The following is a 15,952-nucleotide window of genomic DNA, read 5'->3' as shown; positions in this document are numbered from 1 at the left end:
CGCCGCTACGATGGAACTGGTGGAATCTGCGACTGGAACCACCCGGAGAGCCCCGGAAGCAGTGAACGACGATGCATCTGTAACCACCTAGATGCCTCCCGGTTCGGTCCTGCTGTAGCTTTTCGGCTGCTTCCAGAGTGGGTTACTGCGAACCGTCTACCTAGAAACAACGCCGAGATAGCCGTTCAGCCCCTCGACGAACCGAACCCTCCTGCCGAACCACTCGCGGCCGCCGTCGAGGGGGTGCTGGTGGCGGGCCTGGTCGATGTCCGCTGTCAGGAGCACGCTGGCGGGGCACGCGCCGAAACGTTCGACGCGGTCGCGCATCCAGCCGTCGGTGGGTTCGCAGAGCACGACGTCCTGACCGGGGAAGCACGCGAGTTCGCCACAGTCGTCGTCGTAGTCGCGTTCGGGCGTGGGGAAGCGGTAGAGCCGGGAGAACCGTTCGACGGCGGCGTCGAGGTCGTCGGTGGCGAGGACGACCATGGAGATGCCGGAGACGGGCGCGCCGTAGAGGTCGCTGTCGGGGACGCGGTACTCGCGGGGGGTGCGGTCGCTGACGAGGAACGGGAGGAGGTGGTCGTCGCTCGCGCCGAGGGTCGCGCGGTCCCACTCGACGAGCCCGCCGTCGGGGCGCTCGCGGCACGTCCGGATGGGGCCGTGGACTTCGACGTCGTGGTCGATGACGCGCTGGCACTCGCTGTGGACGCTGCCGGTCTCGACGCACCACGCGGTCGGACCGGCGACGGGGTCGGCGGAAGCGAAGAAGGACGGCCAGCGCCCCGGGTCCTCGCGCGTGGGCGCGACGAGTTCGAGGTACGAGCCGTCCGGGAGAACGATAGCGGCCATCTCTGTGCCGGAATCGGGGTGCTCGCCGCCGTACTCTGGGTCGAAGCCCGCGGTTTCGAAACGTTCGACGAGCGCGTCGAGGCTCGAGGCGGCGAACGGTACGTGGTCGATGACCGGGCGCATAGCCGGCGGTTAGCCGTCGAGACGGATAAGCCCGCGGCAGCGGACTGTTCGCCTCGCGACAGACCGAACCTCCTTTGGCGTGGCGCTCCCCGACACAGCGTATGACCACGACATCGAGTGCGCCGGGGAAGGTGTATCTCTTCGGCGAGCACGCCGTCGTCTACGGCGAGCCGGCGGTTCCCTGTGCCATCGAGCGCCGGGCGCGCGTGACGGTGACCGAGCGCGACGACGACCGTCTTCGCGTGGACGCGAGCGACCTCTCCATCGAGGGGTTCACCGTGGAGTACGGCGGGTCGACCGACGAACGGCCGGCCGTGGACGTCCCGCCGTCGCTCCTCGAGGCGGCGACGGGGTACGTCGACAGCGCGGTCGCGCAGGCGAGAGCGGCCGCCGACCGACCGGACGCCGGCTTCGACGTGGAGATCGAGAGCGAGATCCCGCTCGGTGCGGGCCTCGGTTCGTCGGCGGCGGTCGCCGTCGCAGGCATCGACGCGGCGACGCGCGAACTCGGCGTGGACCTCGACGCTCGGGAGGTCGCGGACCGCGCGTACCGCGTCGAACACGAGGTTCAGGACGGCGAGGCGTCCCGGGCGGACACGTTCTGCTCGGCGATGGGCGGCGCGGTGCGCGTGGAGGGCGACGACTGCTCGACGCTCGACGCCCCCGACCTGCCGTTCGTCGTCGGGTACGACGGCACGGGCCACGACACCGGCGAACTGGTCGCGGGGGTTCGCGCGCTCCGCGAGGAGTACGGCTTCGCCGCGGACACCGTCGCCGCCATCGGGGACCTCGTCCGGGAGGGCGAGCGCGCGCTCGAGGCGGGCGACGTCGAGGAACTCGGCCGCCTGATGAACTTCAACCACGGCCTGCTGTCGGCCCTCGACGTGTCCGCGCGCACGCTCGAGAACATGGTGTGGGCGGCCCGCGACGGCGGCGCGCTCGGCGCGAAGTTGACGGGCGCTGGCGGCGGCGGCAGCATCGTCGCGCTCGACGACGGCGACGGCGTGGAGACGGCGCTGTCGTTGACACCGGAGTGCGCGGAGACGTTCCGCGCGGAACTCGCGACAGCGGGTGTGCGAGCCGAATGACGACCGTCCTGAAACTCGGCGGGAGCGTCGTCACGGAGAAAGACGAACCGGAGACAGTGGCCGACGAACGCCTCGCGAACCTCGCAGATGCTATCGGAGACGCCGTCGCAGCCGATGGCGCCAGTGACTCCACGGTCGACGACCTCGTGGTCGTCCACGGTGGCGGGAGCTTCGGTCACCCGAACGCCGCCGAGCACGGCGTCTCCAGCACCGAGGGAACCCAGGACCCGACAGCGGTCCGCGAGATCGCGGGCGCGATGGAGCGACTGAACGACGCCGTCGTCAGTGCGCTCGCGGGCGCTGACGTTCCGGCAGTGCCCGTCCATCCGTTCTCCGCGGGCCACCGGGACCGCGACGGAGACCTCACCTTCCCCACGGGCCAGATAGCGACGATGCTGGCGGAGGGGTTCGTTCCCGTCCTCCATGGCGACGTGCTGGCCCACGCCGGGGCCGGCGCGACCATCGTGAGCGGCGACGAACTCGTCGTTCGGCTCGCGGGTGACCTCGCCGCCGACAGGGTCGGCCTCTGCTCGACGGTCCCCGGCGTCCTCGACGAGAACGACGACGTGATCCCCGAGATAGCCGCCTATGAGGACGTCGCGTCGGTGCTCGGCGGGAGCGACGCGACCGACGTCACGGGCGGAATGGCGGCGAAAGTGCGTGCGCTCCTCGCCCTCGACGCGCCAGCGCACGTCTTCGGCCCGGACGCGCTCACGGCGTTCCTCGCCGGCGAACCCGCCGGTACGCGCATCGAGAACTGAGTAGATTGTGGCACCTGCCCGCGCTGCCGTGACTCACCGCTCGGTCGGCCCACCCTCGACGACCTCTGCGTCCGGCGCGTTCTGCTTGACGCTCTGTAGCCCCTGTCTGGCCTTCTGCTTCGAGGCGTAGCCCTCGCCGGAGTCCGCGATGACGTTGCCGTTGTCGTGGACGAGTCGCCACCGGTGCTCGCCGGCACGGTCCTGGTACAGTTCGAACATCGCTTTCGACATATCTCCGTGTTCGCACCCCGGCGACTTTTATCCCAGCGTCGACAGTCGCTCCTTCGGGGCAGTGTCAGCCAACGCGCCTAATCCCTGTTGTTTTTAATACCGCGGGTCATACGACTCGCCAAGGCAGTTCCGAACGGCGTTCACGCGCCGGCAGCCGACGGAAGAAAGACGCCGCGGTTCGCCGTCGTCAGTCAGTTCGGGCTTTCATACAATCCAACGCGGATTCAGTGCCTCAAACCATGGAAATCGAAATTGCAACCATCGGCGGCTACGAAGAAGTCGGACGGAATATGACCGCCGTCCGAGCGGGTGACGACGTTGTCATCTTCGACATGGGTCTGAACCTCTCGAAGGTTCTCATCCACGACAACGTCGAGACCGAGAAGATGCACAGTCTCGACCTCATCGACATGGGCGCAATCCCGGACGACCGGGTCATGTCCGAACTCGAGGGCGACGTCCAGGCCATCGTGCCGACGCACGGCCACCTCGACCACATCGGTGCGATCAGCAAACTCGCGCACCGCTACGACGCGCCCATCGTGGCGTCCCCGTTCACCCTCGAACTGGTGAAGGGGCAACTCGAGGACGAGCGGAAGTTCGGCGTCGACAACGACCTCCAGAAGATGGAGGCCGGCGAGTCGATGGAAATCGGGCCGGAGTGCGAGCTCGAGTTCGTCCACGTCACACACTCCATCGTCGACGCCATCAGCCCCGTGCTCCACACGCCCGAGGGCTCTATCGTCTACGGCCTCGACAAGCGCATCGACCACTCGCCGGTCCTCGAGGACCCCTTCGACATGGAGCGGTTCCGCGAGATCGGCCGCGAGGGCGAGGGCGTCCTCTGTTACATCGAGGACTGTACGAACGCCGGCCGGAAGGGCCGGACGCCCTCCGAGAGCGTCGCGCGGCGCAACCTCAAGGACGTCCTGCAGAGCGTCGAGGACTACGACGGCGGTATCGTCGCCACGACGTTCTCCAGTCACGTATCCCGCGTGAGCTCGCTCGTCGAGTTCGCGAAGGACATCGGCCGCGAACCCCTCCTGCTCGGGCGCTCGATGGAGCACTACTCGGGCACCGCAGAGCGCATGGGTCGCGTGAACTTCCCGGACGACCTCGGGATGTTCGGCCACCGGAAGTCCGTCGACCGCGCGTTCAAGCGCGTGATGAACGAGGGCAAGGAGAACTTCCTTCCCATCGTCACCGGCCACCAGGGCGAACCGCGCGCGATGCTCACTCGGATGGGTCGCGGCGAGACCCCCTACGACATCGAGGATGGCGACAAGGTCATCTTCTCGGCGCGAGTCATCCCCGAGCCGACCAACGAGGGCCAGCGCTACCAGTCCGAGCAACTGCTCCGGATGCAGGGCGCCCGCATCTACGACGATATCCACGTCTCCGGTCACCTCCGCGAGGAAGGCCACTACCAGATGCTGCAGGCGCTCCAGCCCCAGAACATCATCCCCGCTCACCAGGACATGAAGGGCTTCGCGCCGTACGTCGACCTGGCGAGCAGTCAGGGCTACGAACTGGGTCGTGACCTCCACGTGACGCAGAACGGCAACACCATCACCCTGGTGGAAGAATGAGGCAGTCGGCGCGCGAGAAAGCAGTGCAGGACGCGGTGACCCAGCGCCGCGAACTCGTGAACGCCGCAATCGACGACGACCTCCCGCTGAAGCGCCCGGAACGACTGTACGAGGCTTCCCGCTACCTCCTCGAGGCCGGTGGGAAACGCCTCCGACCCGCGGTTCTCCTGCTGACCGCGGAGGCGCTCGCCGACGTTGAACCGATGTCCGTCGACTACCGCGAATTCCCCGACCTCGGGGGTAACGACGTCGACGTGATGGCGGCAGCGGTGTCCATCGAGGTCATCCAGTCGTTCACGCTCATCCACGACGACATCATGGACGACGACGACCTCCGACGCGGCGTGCCCGCGGTCCACCGCGAGTACGACACGGAGACCGCGATACTCGCGGGCGACACCCTCTACTCGAAGGCGTTCGAGATCATGCTGAAGACCGAGGCGCCCGCCGACCGCGGCCTCGGGGCGATGCGCACGCTCGCGGAGACCTGCACCCACATCTGCGAGGGGCAGGCCCTCGACGTCGACTTCGAGACCCGGAACGACGTGCTCCCCGAGGAGTACATGGAGATGGTGGAGATGAAGACCGCGGTGCTGTACGCCGCCGCGGCGTCCATCCCCGCCATCGTGCTCGGCGCCGACGACGACACCGTCGAAGCACTCTACAACTACGGCCTGAAAGTCGGGCAGGCGTTCCAGATCCACGACGACGTCCTCGACCTCACGGTGCCCTCCGAGCAACTCGGCAAACAGCGCGGCTCGGACCTCGTCGAGGAGAAGAAAACCGTCATCACGCTCCACGCCCGCGAACACGGCGTCGACGTCGACGGCCTCCTCGACGCCGACGACCCCGAGGCCGTCACGGACGCCGAAATCGAGGCTGCCGTCGGCGAACTCGAGGACGTCGGGAGCATCGAGTACGCCCGCGAGACGGCCCACGACCTCGTCGACGAAGGAAAGGACCACCTGAAGGTCCTCCCCGAGAACGACGCCCGAACCACCCTCGAACACGTCGCGGACTACCTGATCGAACGCGGTCACTGAAACGCACTTTTTGCTGCGAGTGCGCCTCCGGGAGACCGACGGTCTCCCGTGCCCTCGTTCGCTTCGCTCACGAGGACTCCGGCGCGCTCTGGCAAAAACTTGCGGAAAAGCACTCCTCCTTCACTTCGGTCAGTCGTCGGCCTGCGCTCGCTCCGCTCGCGCAGTGAATCGGCTGCCTCGGGTCCATTCGGACCGCTCGGCGTCCGAATGCTTACGGTCTACCGCCTGGTCAATCTGGCACTTGCTCATTCAACAACCGGTAGCCTGGTGGATTGAAAGGGCGAGCGCGCCTCGCGGTCACGGAGTGACTGTGTTCGCTGCGGGGCCCCTACCGTGAACGAAGTGAGCGGTATGTTCCGCAGCAGACGCGAGGCGTTCGAGGGCTTTCAGGCGTTGTCGATAACGACGGTTGGAGCATCAATACGCCAGTAGCCGAGTTTCGACGTCGAATTCAGCGAGGTTTTTACACCGGAATGCAATGCAATACACAATGGACGACGACCTCCGCGAGCGCGTACGGGAGGCGGCAGAGCAGGCCGCGCTGTACAACGCGCTCAAGCACGGAAGCGACGCGCAGGTTGGGGCGATAATGGGGCCGTTGATGGGCGAGAACCCCGAGTTCCGGGAGCACGGCGACGAGATTCCCGGCGCCATCTCGCCGGTCATCGCGGACGTGAACGCGATGGACGAGGACGAGAAGCGGGAGCGACTCGGGGAACTCGCGCCCGAACTCGTCGAGGAACTGGAGGCCGAGGACGAGTCCGAGGACCAGTTGCTGCCGGACCTGCCGAACGTCGAGGCGTACGACGAGGTGCGGATGCGGTGTGCGCCGAACCCGAACGGGCCGTGGCATCTCGGGAACGCCCGAATGCCGGCGGTCATCGGGACGTACAAGGAGATGTACGACGGGTGGATGCTCGTCCGGTTCGACGACACCGACCCGGAGACCAAGCGCCCGGACCTCGACGCCTACGACCAGATTCTCGACGACCTCCACTATCTCGGCTTCGAGGCTGACGAGGTCGTGAAGGCCTCCGACCGCGTGGAGACGTACTACGAGCACGCCTGCCGACTCATCGGGATGGGCGGCGCGTACACCTGTTCGTGTCCGGCCGGCGAGTTCTCCGACATGAAGAACAGCGGGCAGGCCTGCCCCCACCGGGACAAGGACCCCGACGTCGTCGCCGAGGAGTTCGCGGCGATGGTCGACGGTGAGTACGAGTCTGGCGAGATGGTGCTGCGCGTGAAAACCGACATCGAGCACAAGAACCCCGCGCTCCGGGACTGGGTTGCGTTCCGCATGATCGACACGCCACACCCCCGCGAGGAGGCCGCGGAGCACCGCTGCTGGCCGATGCTGGACTTCCAGTCGGGCGTCGACGACCACCTCACTGGAATCACGCACATCATCCGCGGCATCGACCTCCAGGACTCCGCGAAGCGCCAGCGGTTCCTCTACGACTACTTCGGCTGGGAGTATCCGGAGGTTGTCCACTGGGGGCACGTGCAACTCGACGAGTACGACGTGAAGATGTCCACGTCGACCATCAAGGAGAAGATCGCGTCGGGGGAACTCGACGGCTGGGACGACCCGCGCGCGCCGACCGTGTCGAGCGTGAAGCGCCGCGGTATCCGCGGGGAAGCCATCGTGGACGCGCTCGCGAGTCTCGGCACGTCCACGTCGGACGTCGACCTCGCGATGAGCACGGTGTACGCGAACAACCGCGAACTCGTGGACGACGAGGCGCCCCGACAGTTCCTCGTGCGCGACGGCTTCGACGCCCGTACCTCGGACGCCGAGGAGTCGTACTCGGCAATCGAGGTGACTATCGAGGACGCGCCCGCCGTCGCGACGCCGCAAGTCCACCCGGACCACGAGGAGCGCGGCGAGCGCGAGATTCCCGTGGGCGACAGCGTCCTCGTGGAACGAGCGGACCTCCCGGACGTGGGCGAGCGCGTCTGGCTGAAGGGTCTCGGGCCAGTTCGGTACGACGGCGAGACGTTCGCGTTCCTCGACGCGAGCATCGACATCGTGCGCGAGGAGGGCGTAGACGTGATTCACTGGGTGTCCGCGGACGACCACGAACCGGTTCGATTGCGCACGCTCGACGGCGACGTCCACGGCTACGCCGAACCCGGATTCGAGTCGGTCGACCCGGACACCATCGTGCAGTTCGTGCGCGTCGGATTCGCGCGCTGTGACCGCCACGACGGCGAGGAGTCCGTCGCGTACTTCTCACACCCGTAGGGCGACCCACCGAACCGCCACCTGTTTTCAGCCGAACTGCACCCACAGCATCGCGGCCAGCACAACCGCCGTGAGTAGCACCTGCATCGCCGCGGACGCGACGACGCCGACCGTGGCGTACGCGGCGTGTCGAGCGCTCGCCTCCGCGTCCCCACTCTCCCGGAATTCGAACGCGAAGACGGTGCCGGCGACGCCCGCGAGCAGGCCGACAGGACCCGTCAGGAGCATCAACAGGAAGCCGACGGCGCCCGCGACCACGGCGACTTTGGTGTCCACGCCGCCGGCCTTCGCGCCGACGAACCCCGCGAGCCAGTCGACCGCCACGGCGACCAGCGAGAGTCCAACGAGGAGGGCGAACAGCAGCGTCCCGGGGTCGCCGGTGTGCCACCAGTAGACGGCGACGCCGGCCAGCGAGAACAGTCCGCTCGGAAGCAGCGGCAGCACGGCGCCGACCACGCCGAGTACGAGCAGCGCGAACGCGACCAGCACGAGCGTATCCATGTACCGGCCGTAGGAACGGCGGGGTCTTAGTTATCGTCGGTGAAGCGAGCCAACTCCGCTCTGGCCGCGTCGTCGCCGTACGCGCAGACGAGCGGCCGGAACGCGTCACCGAGCGCCCGCATCGCCTGCCCGGTCGAGTGAAAGTCGAAGTCGGCGGCGACGTCGCTCCACGGGCGCGCCTGCAGGAGTTTCGCGACGAGCAGGCGCTCCTCGCGTGCGTCGAGCAGGCCGTCGTCCCCGGCGACGAGATGGTGGCCCGCGAGTCGGCGGAACGGGCCGGGGTCGACGCTGTACATCCCGGGGCCGCGGGCCGCGCTGGCGACGACGCGCCACTCGTCAGCTGTCAGGTCGAGGCCCGGGTCGGCGTCGCAGGCCCGGAGCGCCGCGCGCGCAACGTCGACGTCGAGGTCTCGAAGCGGGTCGCCGAGCACGCCCCCGATGCGCCGTGCGAACCAGTCGGCGTGGCGGTCGTGCAGGTCCTCGCCCGCGGGCGTGAGGGGGTCGAGCATGACGGCGGAGTACTCGCCGCTCGAATCGTTCCGCGTGGTAGAGAGGTGGACCGTCGAGTAGCCGTTCGCCGACCAGAACGAGAGCAGTTCCGGGGTCGCGCCGTAGCCAACGCCGAGCCAGTCGGCGCCGCCGTCGCTGCCCTCCGCGGAGCCCCCGCCGCCCTCGCGCGCGAACTCCGCGCGGATCTCGGCGAGTAACCGGGAGCCGAGGCCGCGAGCGCGAACGGCGTGGTGGGTGGCGATGCGCATCACGCGCCAGCCCACGGGGACGGCGCCCGGTTCGTCTCGCAACTGGCTCGTGAGCACGTCCGGAATCATGTTCCCCTTCACGCGCTCGCCCTCGTACATTTCCCGCCGGAGGTCGGCGTCGAGGCCGCCCTCGCGAGCGAGCAACGCGACGCTGACGACGTGGCCGTCGGCGGTGAGCGCGCGCACTGCGAGGTTCGGCGCGTCCAGCAGGCGCGCGAGGTCGTTCGGCTCCGTCCGGTAGTGTGCGTACACGAGCAGGCCGAACACCTCCCGGAGCAGGTGCTCGTCTGCGAGCAGGTCGGCGGCGTCCTCAGAACGCTCCGCGTTCTGATGGGCTGCGGAAGACGACGGAGTCGTCTTCCGAACGTCGAGGGTCTCGTACGTGGCGTCCTCGCGTGTTGTGTCCTCGACGAGTGGGTCGACCGCCGGTCGAGCATCCAGCAAGAGCGCGCGGAACGCCCACGCCTCCACCGGGTCGCCGGCCGCGTACCGAATGGGGTCCGCGAGCGATATCTCGTTCACCGCGTGGTCGGCGTCCCCGAGTCGGTCGCGAAAGCGCACGTCGAACCCGCGGCCCGCGCCCTCGTAGCCGTGGACCGTCGTCGTGAACGCGAGGCGCTCGCAGTCGAGCAGCGACTCGAGCAGTCGGACGGGGATCGCCGCGGCCTCGTCCGCGAACACGGCGTCGGGGTTCCCCGGGAGGTCGGCGGCGTCCGGGGGCTTCGCGAACCGGATCCGGCCGCCCGAGTCGGCGACGACCGCGTCTCGTTCGTCTGCCGCGACCGTGTCCCGTCCATCCGCCGCGACCGCGTCGAGGTCCGCGAGCAACTCCCGTGCGCGAGCGAACAGTTCCTCGGCGCTCCGCCGAGCGGGCGCGGTCACCAGCACGTCCAGACCCTCGCGTGCGAGACACGCGGCGGCGAGCCCGGCGACGCTGGACTTCCCGCGCCCGCGGTCGGCGTCCGCGACGACCGCCGCGGGCGGGTCACGCAGTTCCTCGAAAGACGCGAGCGCGCTCATCTGGTCGGCGGTCAGGCACGCCTCGTAGGCCTCCCTGGGGAACGTCGCGTCGTCTGGAGGGTTCGGAAGTGGGGTTCGGATTCGAGGGGCGGGGTCGGTGAGACCCGACTGCTTCAGTTCGCCGCGCGTCAGGTCGTAGATTGCGATTCCCGTGTGGGCACGCAGCGTCTCCACGAGCCGCGTCCGGAAGTTCCCCGCCACGTCGTCGACGCCGAACGGCGGCACCGCCAGTCCCTCGTCGAACGCGTCGCGCCGCGCCGGCCACTCGTCGAGCGGCGGCGCCAGCAACACCAGTAGGCCGCCGCCGTCCACCGCGCCCGAGATCCGTCCGAGCGCGTTCGGCCGGCAGTCCTCGTGTGCGTCGTAGACGACGCAGTCCCGGGTCGTGCCGAGTAGCTGGTCTGCGCGCCGCGGCGACACCTGCTCGCAGGCCAGCGCGTCCCGCGTCGAGAGTAGCGTGGTTCCGGAGAGAGGGATGGGGAGCGCGTCCAGGAGAGCGTCTGCGGCGTCCAGTCCGGCGTCCTGGCTGCCCGCGAGCACGAGTATGCGGCGCTCGTTCACCGACCGGGCTTCCTCGAGTAGCCCCGCCGCGACGTCCACGTCCATTGCACGGTGGTTTGCGGACACGGCTGAAGGGCGTTTCGTCCGCTAGTCGTTGTTGAGAACGTGACCGTTCAGAATGCACTACGCGCTGTGTATCTCGCTGGTTCTACGGACACCCAGAAAGCCCCGGCACGCTCGTGGCCTGCGACTCGCTGCGCGCGCTTTCGGTGGTCGCGTGCTTGCGTCGTCTCGGCTCACGAGCGTGTCGCCCCTTTCAGTCCTCGAAGACTCGCTGCGCTCGTCTTCCAACCCTCGCGGACGCGAAGCGTCCGCTCAATCGCAGCCTGCCGGTTGGGCAACCGGCCAACGGGAGGACTGAAAGGGGCGGGCGGCTACGGGAATCCCGCGAGCGGAGCGAGCGGGATGTCGAAGGACGAGCAACGCGAGTCCTTCGGAAAGCCCGGCGACGAAAGCACTGCAGCGAACGAAGTGAGCGAAGCGCGCAGCGAGCCGCGCGACCGTAGCCGCCTGGGGCTTTCTGGGTGTTCTCGGAAGAACCTCCAACGCCAGCAGTCGGGGGTTTCTGGAGGGTCACAGAGCGTTGTCAGCGTACGTCGACTGGAACGCCTGGTCTACATTCGATAACTTGGACAGTCCCTGCGTCGGCGTATCACAGTAGCGGGCTTTGAAAGCGCTTTTAAGCAAGGGAACCCCACAATTGGAGTACAGCCTACGGGGGTCGATGATGCTCCTAGCCGCAAGGGATTTCGAACGGCAGGGGAGCGCAAGCCCGTCCGTAGGAATAGGTGAACAACATATGCCAGTGTACGTTGACTACGACGTTCCAGCCGACCTCCAGGAGCGAGCCCTCGAAGCGCTCGAAGTGGCTCGTGACACAGGAACAGTAAAGAAGGGAACCAACGAGACGACGAAAGCGGTCGAGCGCGGCAACGCGTCGGTCGTCTACGTCGCCGAGGACGTTTCCCCAGAAGAGATCGTGATGCATCTGCCCGAACTCGCAGCAGAGAAGGGCATCTCCGTCGTCTTCGTCGAGACGCAGGACGACCTCGGTAACGCCGCCGGCCTCGAGGTCGGCAGCGCTGCCGCGGCGGTCGTCGACGCCGGCGACGCCGAGGACGACGTCGAGGACATCACGACGAAGATCGAGGACCTCCAGTAACCACCCATGAGTGCAGAGGAACCTGAAGAGGACTCCACGTCCGCCGAAGTCATCGAGGTCGTCGGCAAGACCGGGATGCACGGCGAGGCGATGCAGGTGAAGTGCCGCATCCAGGAGGGGTCGAATCAGGGCCGCATCATCACGCGGAACTGCCTCGGTCCCGTTCGCGTGGGTGACGTCGTGCAGCTACGCGAGACCGCACGCGAAGCAGATTCCATCGGAGGCCAGTAATGCCACAGACTCGAACCTGCGACTACTGCGGCGACGACATCGAGCCCGGGACGGGCACGATGTTCGTCTACAACGACGGTAGCACAGTGCACTTCTGCTCCTCGAAGTGCGAGAAGAACGCCGACCTCGGTCGCGAACCCCGCGACGTCGAGTGGACCGAGGCCGGCAACGTCGACGGCGAGGTCGAGGAGTAACCGTGAGCCACCACGACGAGCGCACGTTCGTGATGGTCAAGCCCGACGGCGTCCAGCGCGGCCTCATCGGCGACGTCGTCTCCCGACTCGAGGGCAAGGGCCTGAAGATGGTCGGCGGGAAGTTCATGCAGATCGACGAGGACCTCGCGCACGAGCACTACGCCGAGCACGAGGACAAGCCGTTCTTCGACGGTCTCGTCGAGTTCATCACCTCGGGCCCCGTGTTCGCGATGGTCTGGGAGGGCGCCGACGCCACTCGTCAGGTCCGCCAGATGATGGGCGCGACGGACGCCCAGGAGGCCGCTCCCGGCACCATCCGCGGTGACTACGGGAACGACCTCGGGCACAACCTCATCCACGGCAGCGACCACGAGGACGAGGGCGCAAACGAGCGCGAGATCGCGCTGTTCTTCGACGACGAGGAACTGGTCGACTGGGACCTCGGCACCTCGCAGTGGGTGTACGAGGACGCTGACGACCACTAGACGCTCCCATCGCAGACGGAGCCGTCGACCTTTCTGCGGATGCAGTCGGTAACTGAGTGGGAACTACGCCCACATATCTCGCCGTCGTCGGTCGCGTATGGCGCTGTCAGCGCGCACTCGACTCACCGGCGAGGTAGCGAGCATCGAACGCGAGGAACTGGTTGCGGAGGTGGTCGTGGACCTCCCGAGGGGCGGGAAGGTGACGTCGATAGTCACGATGTCGTCCGTGAAGCGACTCGGCCTGACAGTGGGCGAACCGGTCGACGTCGTGGTGAAGGCGACTGACGTGATGATCGACTCCGAGGCGACCGACGAGACGGTCGCCGAGGAGGGGACCGAGGACATGGGCGAGACCGACCGGTCGTCGGGGTCGGACGAATCGGGGACGGAGACGACAGAGCACGAGTCAGAACGCATATCGGGCACGGACGCGAGCGCGGGTCCGGACGTCGGCGAGCCCGGGAAAGGACCCGACGTGGGCGTCAACGACCCGGAGGAAGGGAGAAATAGGGAGAACTGAGGCGGAGCGAAGCCAAGGTTCCTGTGACGCGTCAGTTGCGTGGTCGGCGGGTGTTGCTTATCGCTGTCGTTCCGAGGACTCGTACAGAGGATTCTCTGGGTCGGCGGCACATTTTTACGATGCCTGTCGCATTGGGGATTTGATGTTCGTTCCCGCAACCATGGTCGGGGCTCCAGTCTGGGTTCTCGTTCTGATTCCCGTGGTGGTGTTTGGGCCGCCGCTGGGAGCATTACTCTACGGCGTCCGTTCGGACGGCGAACTTGCGGGGACGTTCGTAACCGCCAGTAGTGCCTGCTTCGGGTTCGTGGCCGTGTGGCCGTACATCGGACTGTACGGATTCAGTACACTGCTAGAGGGAACGTACGTGGTCGTGTGCGTGGTCGTTGTTGGCGCCGCGGTCATGCACATCTCGCGGGCGCTCGACGTGGGTTGGCGTTCGGCGGCGTGGATGGCTCTCGTCTACGCACCGCCGGCACTCCTGATGACCGTCGACGTGCTGTGGTTGTAGGTCAGTCGTCCGCGCTGGCGGGTGCGGGGTCGACCTGAATCTCGCCCGCGTCGAGTTCCGCCTCGACTTCGCGTGCGGCCTCCACGAGGTTCGCCATCTTCTCGTAGGCGACTTCACGCGGGAGGAGTTTCAGGCCGCAGTCGGGGCTGACGGTGAGTCGCTCGGGCGGCACGACCTCCAGTCCCTTCTGGATGTTCTGCTTGATCTGCTCGACGGACTCGACCTCCGCGACGTGCGCGTCGACGACGCCGAGCGCGAGGTCCTTCGTGAACTCGTGTTCGGTGAACACGTCGAGTTGGTCGTAGTCGCCGTTCGCCAGTTCGAGGTCGAACTCGTCGACGGGGTACTCCAGGATCTCCGGGTAGATGCGAGAGTAGTCGCCGTAGCAGACGTGTAGGCCGATACGCACGTCGTCGGGGATTCCGGACGCGATGCGTTCGAGGCATTCGCCGACGATGGCGTGGTCGTCGGGCGTGGTGGCGAGTGCGGGTTCGTCGATCTGGACGTAGCGCGCGCCCGCGTCCACGAGTTTCTCGATCTCCTCGTTCACGAGGTCCGCGAGGTCGTAGGCGAGCGCTTCGTCGTCCTCGTAGGCCTCGTTGAAACTCCAGTTCGCGAGCGTGTACGGGCCAGTGATGGGCACCTTCACCGGGTGGTCCGCGACGCTCGCGGTGAACTCGTACTCGTCGACGAGCCACGTCTCGTCGTAGGCCACGTCGCCGACGACACTCGGCTTGTCGAAGTAGTTGTGCCCCCACACCTTCACCGGGCCGTTGAACTCGTAGCCCTCGATGCGGTCGGCGAAGAACTCCACCATCTCGTTGCGCCGCATCTCGCCGTCCACGACTGCGTCGAGGCCGGCGCGCTCGTGCTCGTTCGTGATGAGTCGGCAGGCGTCGTCCGCGGCCTCCTGCCACTCGTCGTCGCCGAAATCCGCGTCGTCGGTTTCGAGCAACTCCCGGCAGCGGTCTACCCACTTCGGCTTGGGGTAGGAGCCGACGACGGTGGTCAACAGGAAGTGGTCGTTCGGGTGGTCGTCGGGTCGGAACTGGTCGCGGGTGTCGCTCATGCGGGCACCTCCTCGGTGGCCGCGCCGAGCGCGGCGAGTTTCTCCTCGAAGCGGTTCACCGGAAGGTAGAACAGCCCCGTGTTCGGGGTGAGGTACGCGGCGTCGAAGCCGCCCGGCACCCGGTCGTCGAACCACTCGACGCGCTCTCGGATGGTGTCGGGCGATTCGACGAGCGTGTTCTGGCCATCTACGACGCCGAGCGCGACGTCGTCCTTCGTGCCGTACTCCGCGACGTTGTACGCGTTGTCGTCGTGGTTCGACACCAGGTCGTAGCCCACGGCGTCGACGTCGGCGTCGAGCAGGTGGGCGTGGACTTTCTCGTCGAGCGCGCCCCAGTAGGTGTGGGCGACCACGTCCGCGTCAGTGGCCGACGCCACCTCGTCGATGGCGTCACTCGCGCGTTCGTCCGCGCCGTCGTCCGGCGGGTCCGTGACCAGCGACGGTTCGAGGACGAACACCGTCTCCACGGCGTCCGGGAACGCCTCGACCTCTCCAGCGAGGAACTCCGCGACGGCGGCCTGAAAGTCCGAGTCGTTCCCGTAGTGTTCGTCGGTCGCGAGCTCCGACAGCGTGTACGGGCCGGGGACGACCGCCTGCAGGCCGTCGGTAAGATCGCTCGCGGCGTCGAGGTCGGCCGCAAGGTCGCCGGAGAACGTCAGTTCGCCCTCGACGATTGGGTCGCGGTAGAAGTTGTTGTTGTCGTAGTAGCGCACGATGCCGCCCGTCTCGACGTTGTCGTGGACGGTCAGCGGGTGGGCGAGCATGTCGTCCCAGCGCGCCTGCCCCTCGACGACGCGGTCCAGGCCGGCCTCGGTCTGGAGCGTGACGTACTCCTCGCGGACGTCCTCGTACGCCGCTTCGACCTCGGCGGGCTCGTCGCCGGTGACGAGGTCGTGTTTCTGGTGTCCCTTCAGGTCCGACAGCCGGGATCTGGCGTCGTCGGGGAGCGGGTAGAGGCCCGCCGTCGTGGCGATTCGGTCCATGTGCCAGCGACTACGGCATACCCTCGTT

At 67.4% G+C, this 15,952-nt stretch carries 17 protein-coding genes; 11 read left to right on the top strand and 6 right to left on the bottom strand.

The window, feature by feature from the left end; genetic code table 11:
• Positions 1-156: 156 nt before the first annotated feature.
• The gene (locus LT970_RS07770) at positions 157-972 is read right to left on the bottom strand and encodes a VOC family protein (protein WP_232685895.1); all 816 of its coding nucleotides are present in this window, start codon (positions 970-972) and stop codon (positions 157-159) included.
• 101 nt (positions 973-1,073) lie between these two features.
• Here LT970_RS07770 and mvk point away from each other — a divergent pair, with 101 nt between their 5' ends.
• Both mvk and LT970_RS07760 read left to right on the top strand, forming a co-directional pair.
• Positions 1,074-2,060: a mevalonate kinase gene (mvk, locus tag LT970_RS07765; RefSeq protein WP_232685894.1), complete on the top strand. Its 987-nt coding sequence runs from the start codon at positions 1,074-1,076 to the stop codon at positions 2,058-2,060.
• Positions 2,057-2,821, top strand: coding sequence for an isopentenyl phosphate kinase (locus LT970_RS07760; protein ID WP_232685893.1), 765 nt, complete (start codon positions 2,057-2,059; stop codon positions 2,819-2,821). The genes mvk and LT970_RS07760 overlap by 4 nt, the downstream gene beginning before the upstream one ends.
• 33 nt (positions 2,822-2,854) lie before the next feature.
• Here LT970_RS07760 and LT970_RS07755 read toward each other — a convergent pair whose 3' ends face one another.
• Complete coding sequence (locus tag LT970_RS07755) at positions 2,855-3,052, bottom strand: HVO_2922 family protein (protein WP_232685891.1); 198 nt, start codon at positions 3,050-3,052, stop codon at positions 2,855-2,857.
• A 239-nt stretch (positions 3,053-3,291) separates the two neighbouring features.
• Here LT970_RS07755 and LT970_RS07750 point away from each other — a divergent pair, with 239 nt between their 5' ends.
• From LT970_RS07750 to LT970_RS07740, 3 genes are all read left to right on the top strand, one after another.
• A complete protein-coding gene (locus LT970_RS07750) occupies positions 3,292-4,641 on the top strand; it encodes a ribonuclease J (protein WP_232685889.1) in 1,350 nt (449 codons plus the stop codon).
• Complete coding sequence (idsA3, locus tag LT970_RS07745; protein ID WP_232685888.1) at positions 4,638-5,684, top strand: geranylfarnesyl diphosphate synthase; 1,047 nt, start codon at positions 4,638-4,640, stop codon at positions 5,682-5,684. The genes LT970_RS07750 and idsA3 overlap by 4 nt, the downstream gene beginning before the upstream one ends.
• A gap of 490 nt (positions 5,685-6,174) precedes the next feature.
• Positions 6,175-7,932, top strand: a complete 1,758-nt coding sequence (locus LT970_RS07740; RefSeq protein ID WP_232685887.1) for a glutamate--tRNA ligase — start codon at positions 6,175-6,177, stop codon at positions 7,930-7,932.
• 27 nt (positions 7,933-7,959) lie between these two features.
• Here the strand turns inward: LT970_RS07740 and LT970_RS07735 are convergent, their stop codons facing one another.
• A complete protein-coding gene (locus LT970_RS07735; protein ID WP_232685885.1) occupies positions 7,960-8,433 on the bottom strand; it encodes a DUF456 domain-containing protein in 474 nt (157 codons plus the stop codon).
• A 26-nt stretch (positions 8,434-8,459) separates the two neighbouring features.
• Positions 8,460-10,817, bottom strand: a complete 2,358-nt coding sequence (gene tmcA, locus LT970_RS07730; protein WP_232685884.1) for a tRNA(Met) cytidine acetyltransferase TmcA — start codon at positions 10,815-10,817, stop codon at positions 8,460-8,462.
• A 754-nt stretch (positions 10,818-11,571) separates the two neighbouring features.
• On the opposite strand from tmcA, the gene rpl7ae reads away from it, so the two are divergent.
• The 6 genes from rpl7ae (at position 11,572) to LT970_RS07700 (ending at position 13,872) form a co-directional block, all read left to right on the top strand.
• Positions 11,572-11,934: a 50S ribosomal protein L7Ae gene (gene rpl7ae, locus LT970_RS07725; protein ID WP_232685883.1), complete on the top strand. Its 363-nt coding sequence runs from the start codon at positions 11,572-11,574 to the stop codon at positions 11,932-11,934.
• Positions 11,935-11,940: 6 nt separating this feature from the next.
• Positions 11,941-12,165 (top strand): 30S ribosomal protein S28e, encoded by a 225-nt coding sequence (locus tag LT970_RS07720; RefSeq protein WP_232685882.1) that lies wholly within the window; start codon positions 11,941-11,943, stop codon positions 12,163-12,165.
• The gene (locus LT970_RS07715; protein WP_232685881.1) at positions 12,165-12,359 is read left to right on the top strand and encodes a 50S ribosomal protein L24e; all 195 of its coding nucleotides are present in this window, start codon (positions 12,165-12,167) and stop codon (positions 12,357-12,359) included. The genes LT970_RS07720 and LT970_RS07715 overlap by 1 nt, the downstream gene beginning before the upstream one ends.
• 2 nt (positions 12,360-12,361) lie before the next feature.
• The gene (gene ndk, locus LT970_RS07710) at positions 12,362-12,844 is read left to right on the top strand and encodes a nucleoside-diphosphate kinase (RefSeq protein ID WP_232685880.1); all 483 of its coding nucleotides are present in this window, start codon (positions 12,362-12,364) and stop codon (positions 12,842-12,844) included.
• Positions 12,845-12,941: 97 nt separating this feature from the next.
• On the top strand, positions 12,942-13,364 hold the full coding sequence (locus LT970_RS07705) for a TOBE domain-containing protein (protein WP_232685879.1): 423 nt from the start codon (positions 12,942-12,944) through the stop codon (positions 13,362-13,364).
• A gap of 142 nt (positions 13,365-13,506) precedes the next feature.
• Positions 13,507-13,872 carry a hypothetical protein gene (locus LT970_RS07700; RefSeq protein ID WP_232685878.1) on the top strand — a complete coding sequence of 122 codons (366 nt, stop codon included), beginning with the start codon at positions 13,507-13,509 and terminating at the stop codon, positions 13,870-13,872.
• Between the two features lies 1 nt (position 13,873).
• Here the strand turns inward: LT970_RS07700 and LT970_RS07695 are convergent, their stop codons facing one another.
• Positions 13,874-14,941 (bottom strand): methionine synthase, encoded by a 1,068-nt coding sequence (locus LT970_RS07695; RefSeq protein WP_232685877.1) that lies wholly within the window; start codon positions 14,939-14,941, stop codon positions 13,874-13,876.
• Positions 14,938-15,924 carry a 5-methyltetrahydropteroyltriglutamate--homocysteine methyltransferase gene (locus tag LT970_RS07690; protein WP_232685876.1) on the bottom strand — a complete coding sequence of 329 codons (987 nt, stop codon included), beginning with the start codon at positions 15,922-15,924 and terminating at the stop codon, positions 14,938-14,940. The genes LT970_RS07695 and LT970_RS07690 overlap by 4 nt, the downstream gene beginning before the upstream one ends.
• Between the last annotated feature and the right edge of the window lie 28 nt (positions 15,925-15,952).

This window comes from Halobacterium zhouii, assembly GCF_021249405.1.
In the GTDB taxonomy this organism is placed as follows: domain Archaea; phylum Halobacteriota; class Halobacteria; order Halobacteriales; family Halobacteriaceae; genus Halobacterium; species Halobacterium zhouii.
Note: the sequence above shows the minus strand (reverse complement) of the source record. Positions and strands in the feature narration are given on the sequence as shown.

Bases quoted from the DNA above. Each gene is read 5' to 3' on its own strand.
- LT970_RS07695 (WP_232685877.1), bottom strand. From the start codon at position 14,941: ATGAGCGACACCCGCGACCAGTTCCGACCCGACGACCACCCGAACGAC.
- LT970_RS07755 (WP_232685891.1), bottom strand. From the start codon at position 3,052: ATGTCGAAAGCGATGTTCGAACTGTACCAGGACCGTGCCGGCGAGCAC.
- LT970_RS07740 (WP_232685887.1), top strand. From the start codon at position 6,175: ATGGACGACGACCTCCGCGAGCGCGTACGGGAGGCGGCAGAGCAGGCC.
- LT970_RS07720 (WP_232685882.1), top strand. From the start codon at position 11,941: ATGAGTGCAGAGGAACCTGAAGAGGACTCCACGTCCGCCGAAGTCATC.
- LT970_RS07715 (WP_232685881.1), top strand. From the start codon at position 12,165: ATGCCACAGACTCGAACCTGCGACTACTGCGGCGACGACATCGAGCCC.
- tmcA (WP_232685884.1), bottom strand. From the start codon at position 10,817: ATGGACGTGGACGTCGCGGCGGGGCTACTCGAGGAAGCCCGGTCGGTG.
- rpl7ae (WP_232685883.1), top strand. From the start codon at position 11,572: ATGCCAGTGTACGTTGACTACGACGTTCCAGCCGACCTCCAGGAGCGA.
- LT970_RS07735 (WP_232685885.1), bottom strand. From the start codon at position 8,433: ATGGATACGCTCGTGCTGGTCGCGTTCGCGCTGCTCGTACTCGGCGTG.
- LT970_RS07705 (WP_232685879.1), top strand. From the start codon at position 12,942: ATGGCGCTGTCAGCGCGCACTCGACTCACCGGCGAGGTAGCGAGCATC.
- idsA3 (WP_232685888.1), top strand. From the start codon at position 4,638: ATGAGGCAGTCGGCGCGCGAGAAAGCAGTGCAGGACGCGGTGACCCAG.
- mvk (WP_232685894.1), top strand. From the start codon at position 1,074: ATGACCACGACATCGAGTGCGCCGGGGAAGGTGTATCTCTTCGGCGAG.
- LT970_RS07750 (WP_232685889.1), top strand. From the start codon at position 3,292: ATGGAAATCGAAATTGCAACCATCGGCGGCTACGAAGAAGTCGGACGG.
- LT970_RS07770 (WP_232685895.1), bottom strand. From the start codon at position 972: ATGCGCCCGGTCATCGACCACGTACCGTTCGCCGCCTCGAGCCTCGAC.
- LT970_RS07690 (WP_232685876.1), bottom strand. From the start codon at position 15,924: ATGGACCGAATCGCCACGACGGCGGGCCTCTACCCGCTCCCCGACGAC.
- LT970_RS07760 (WP_232685893.1), top strand. From the start codon at position 2,057: ATGACGACCGTCCTGAAACTCGGCGGGAGCGTCGTCACGGAGAAAGAC.
- LT970_RS07700 (WP_232685878.1), top strand. From the start codon at position 13,507: ATGTTCGTTCCCGCAACCATGGTCGGGGCTCCAGTCTGGGTTCTCGTT.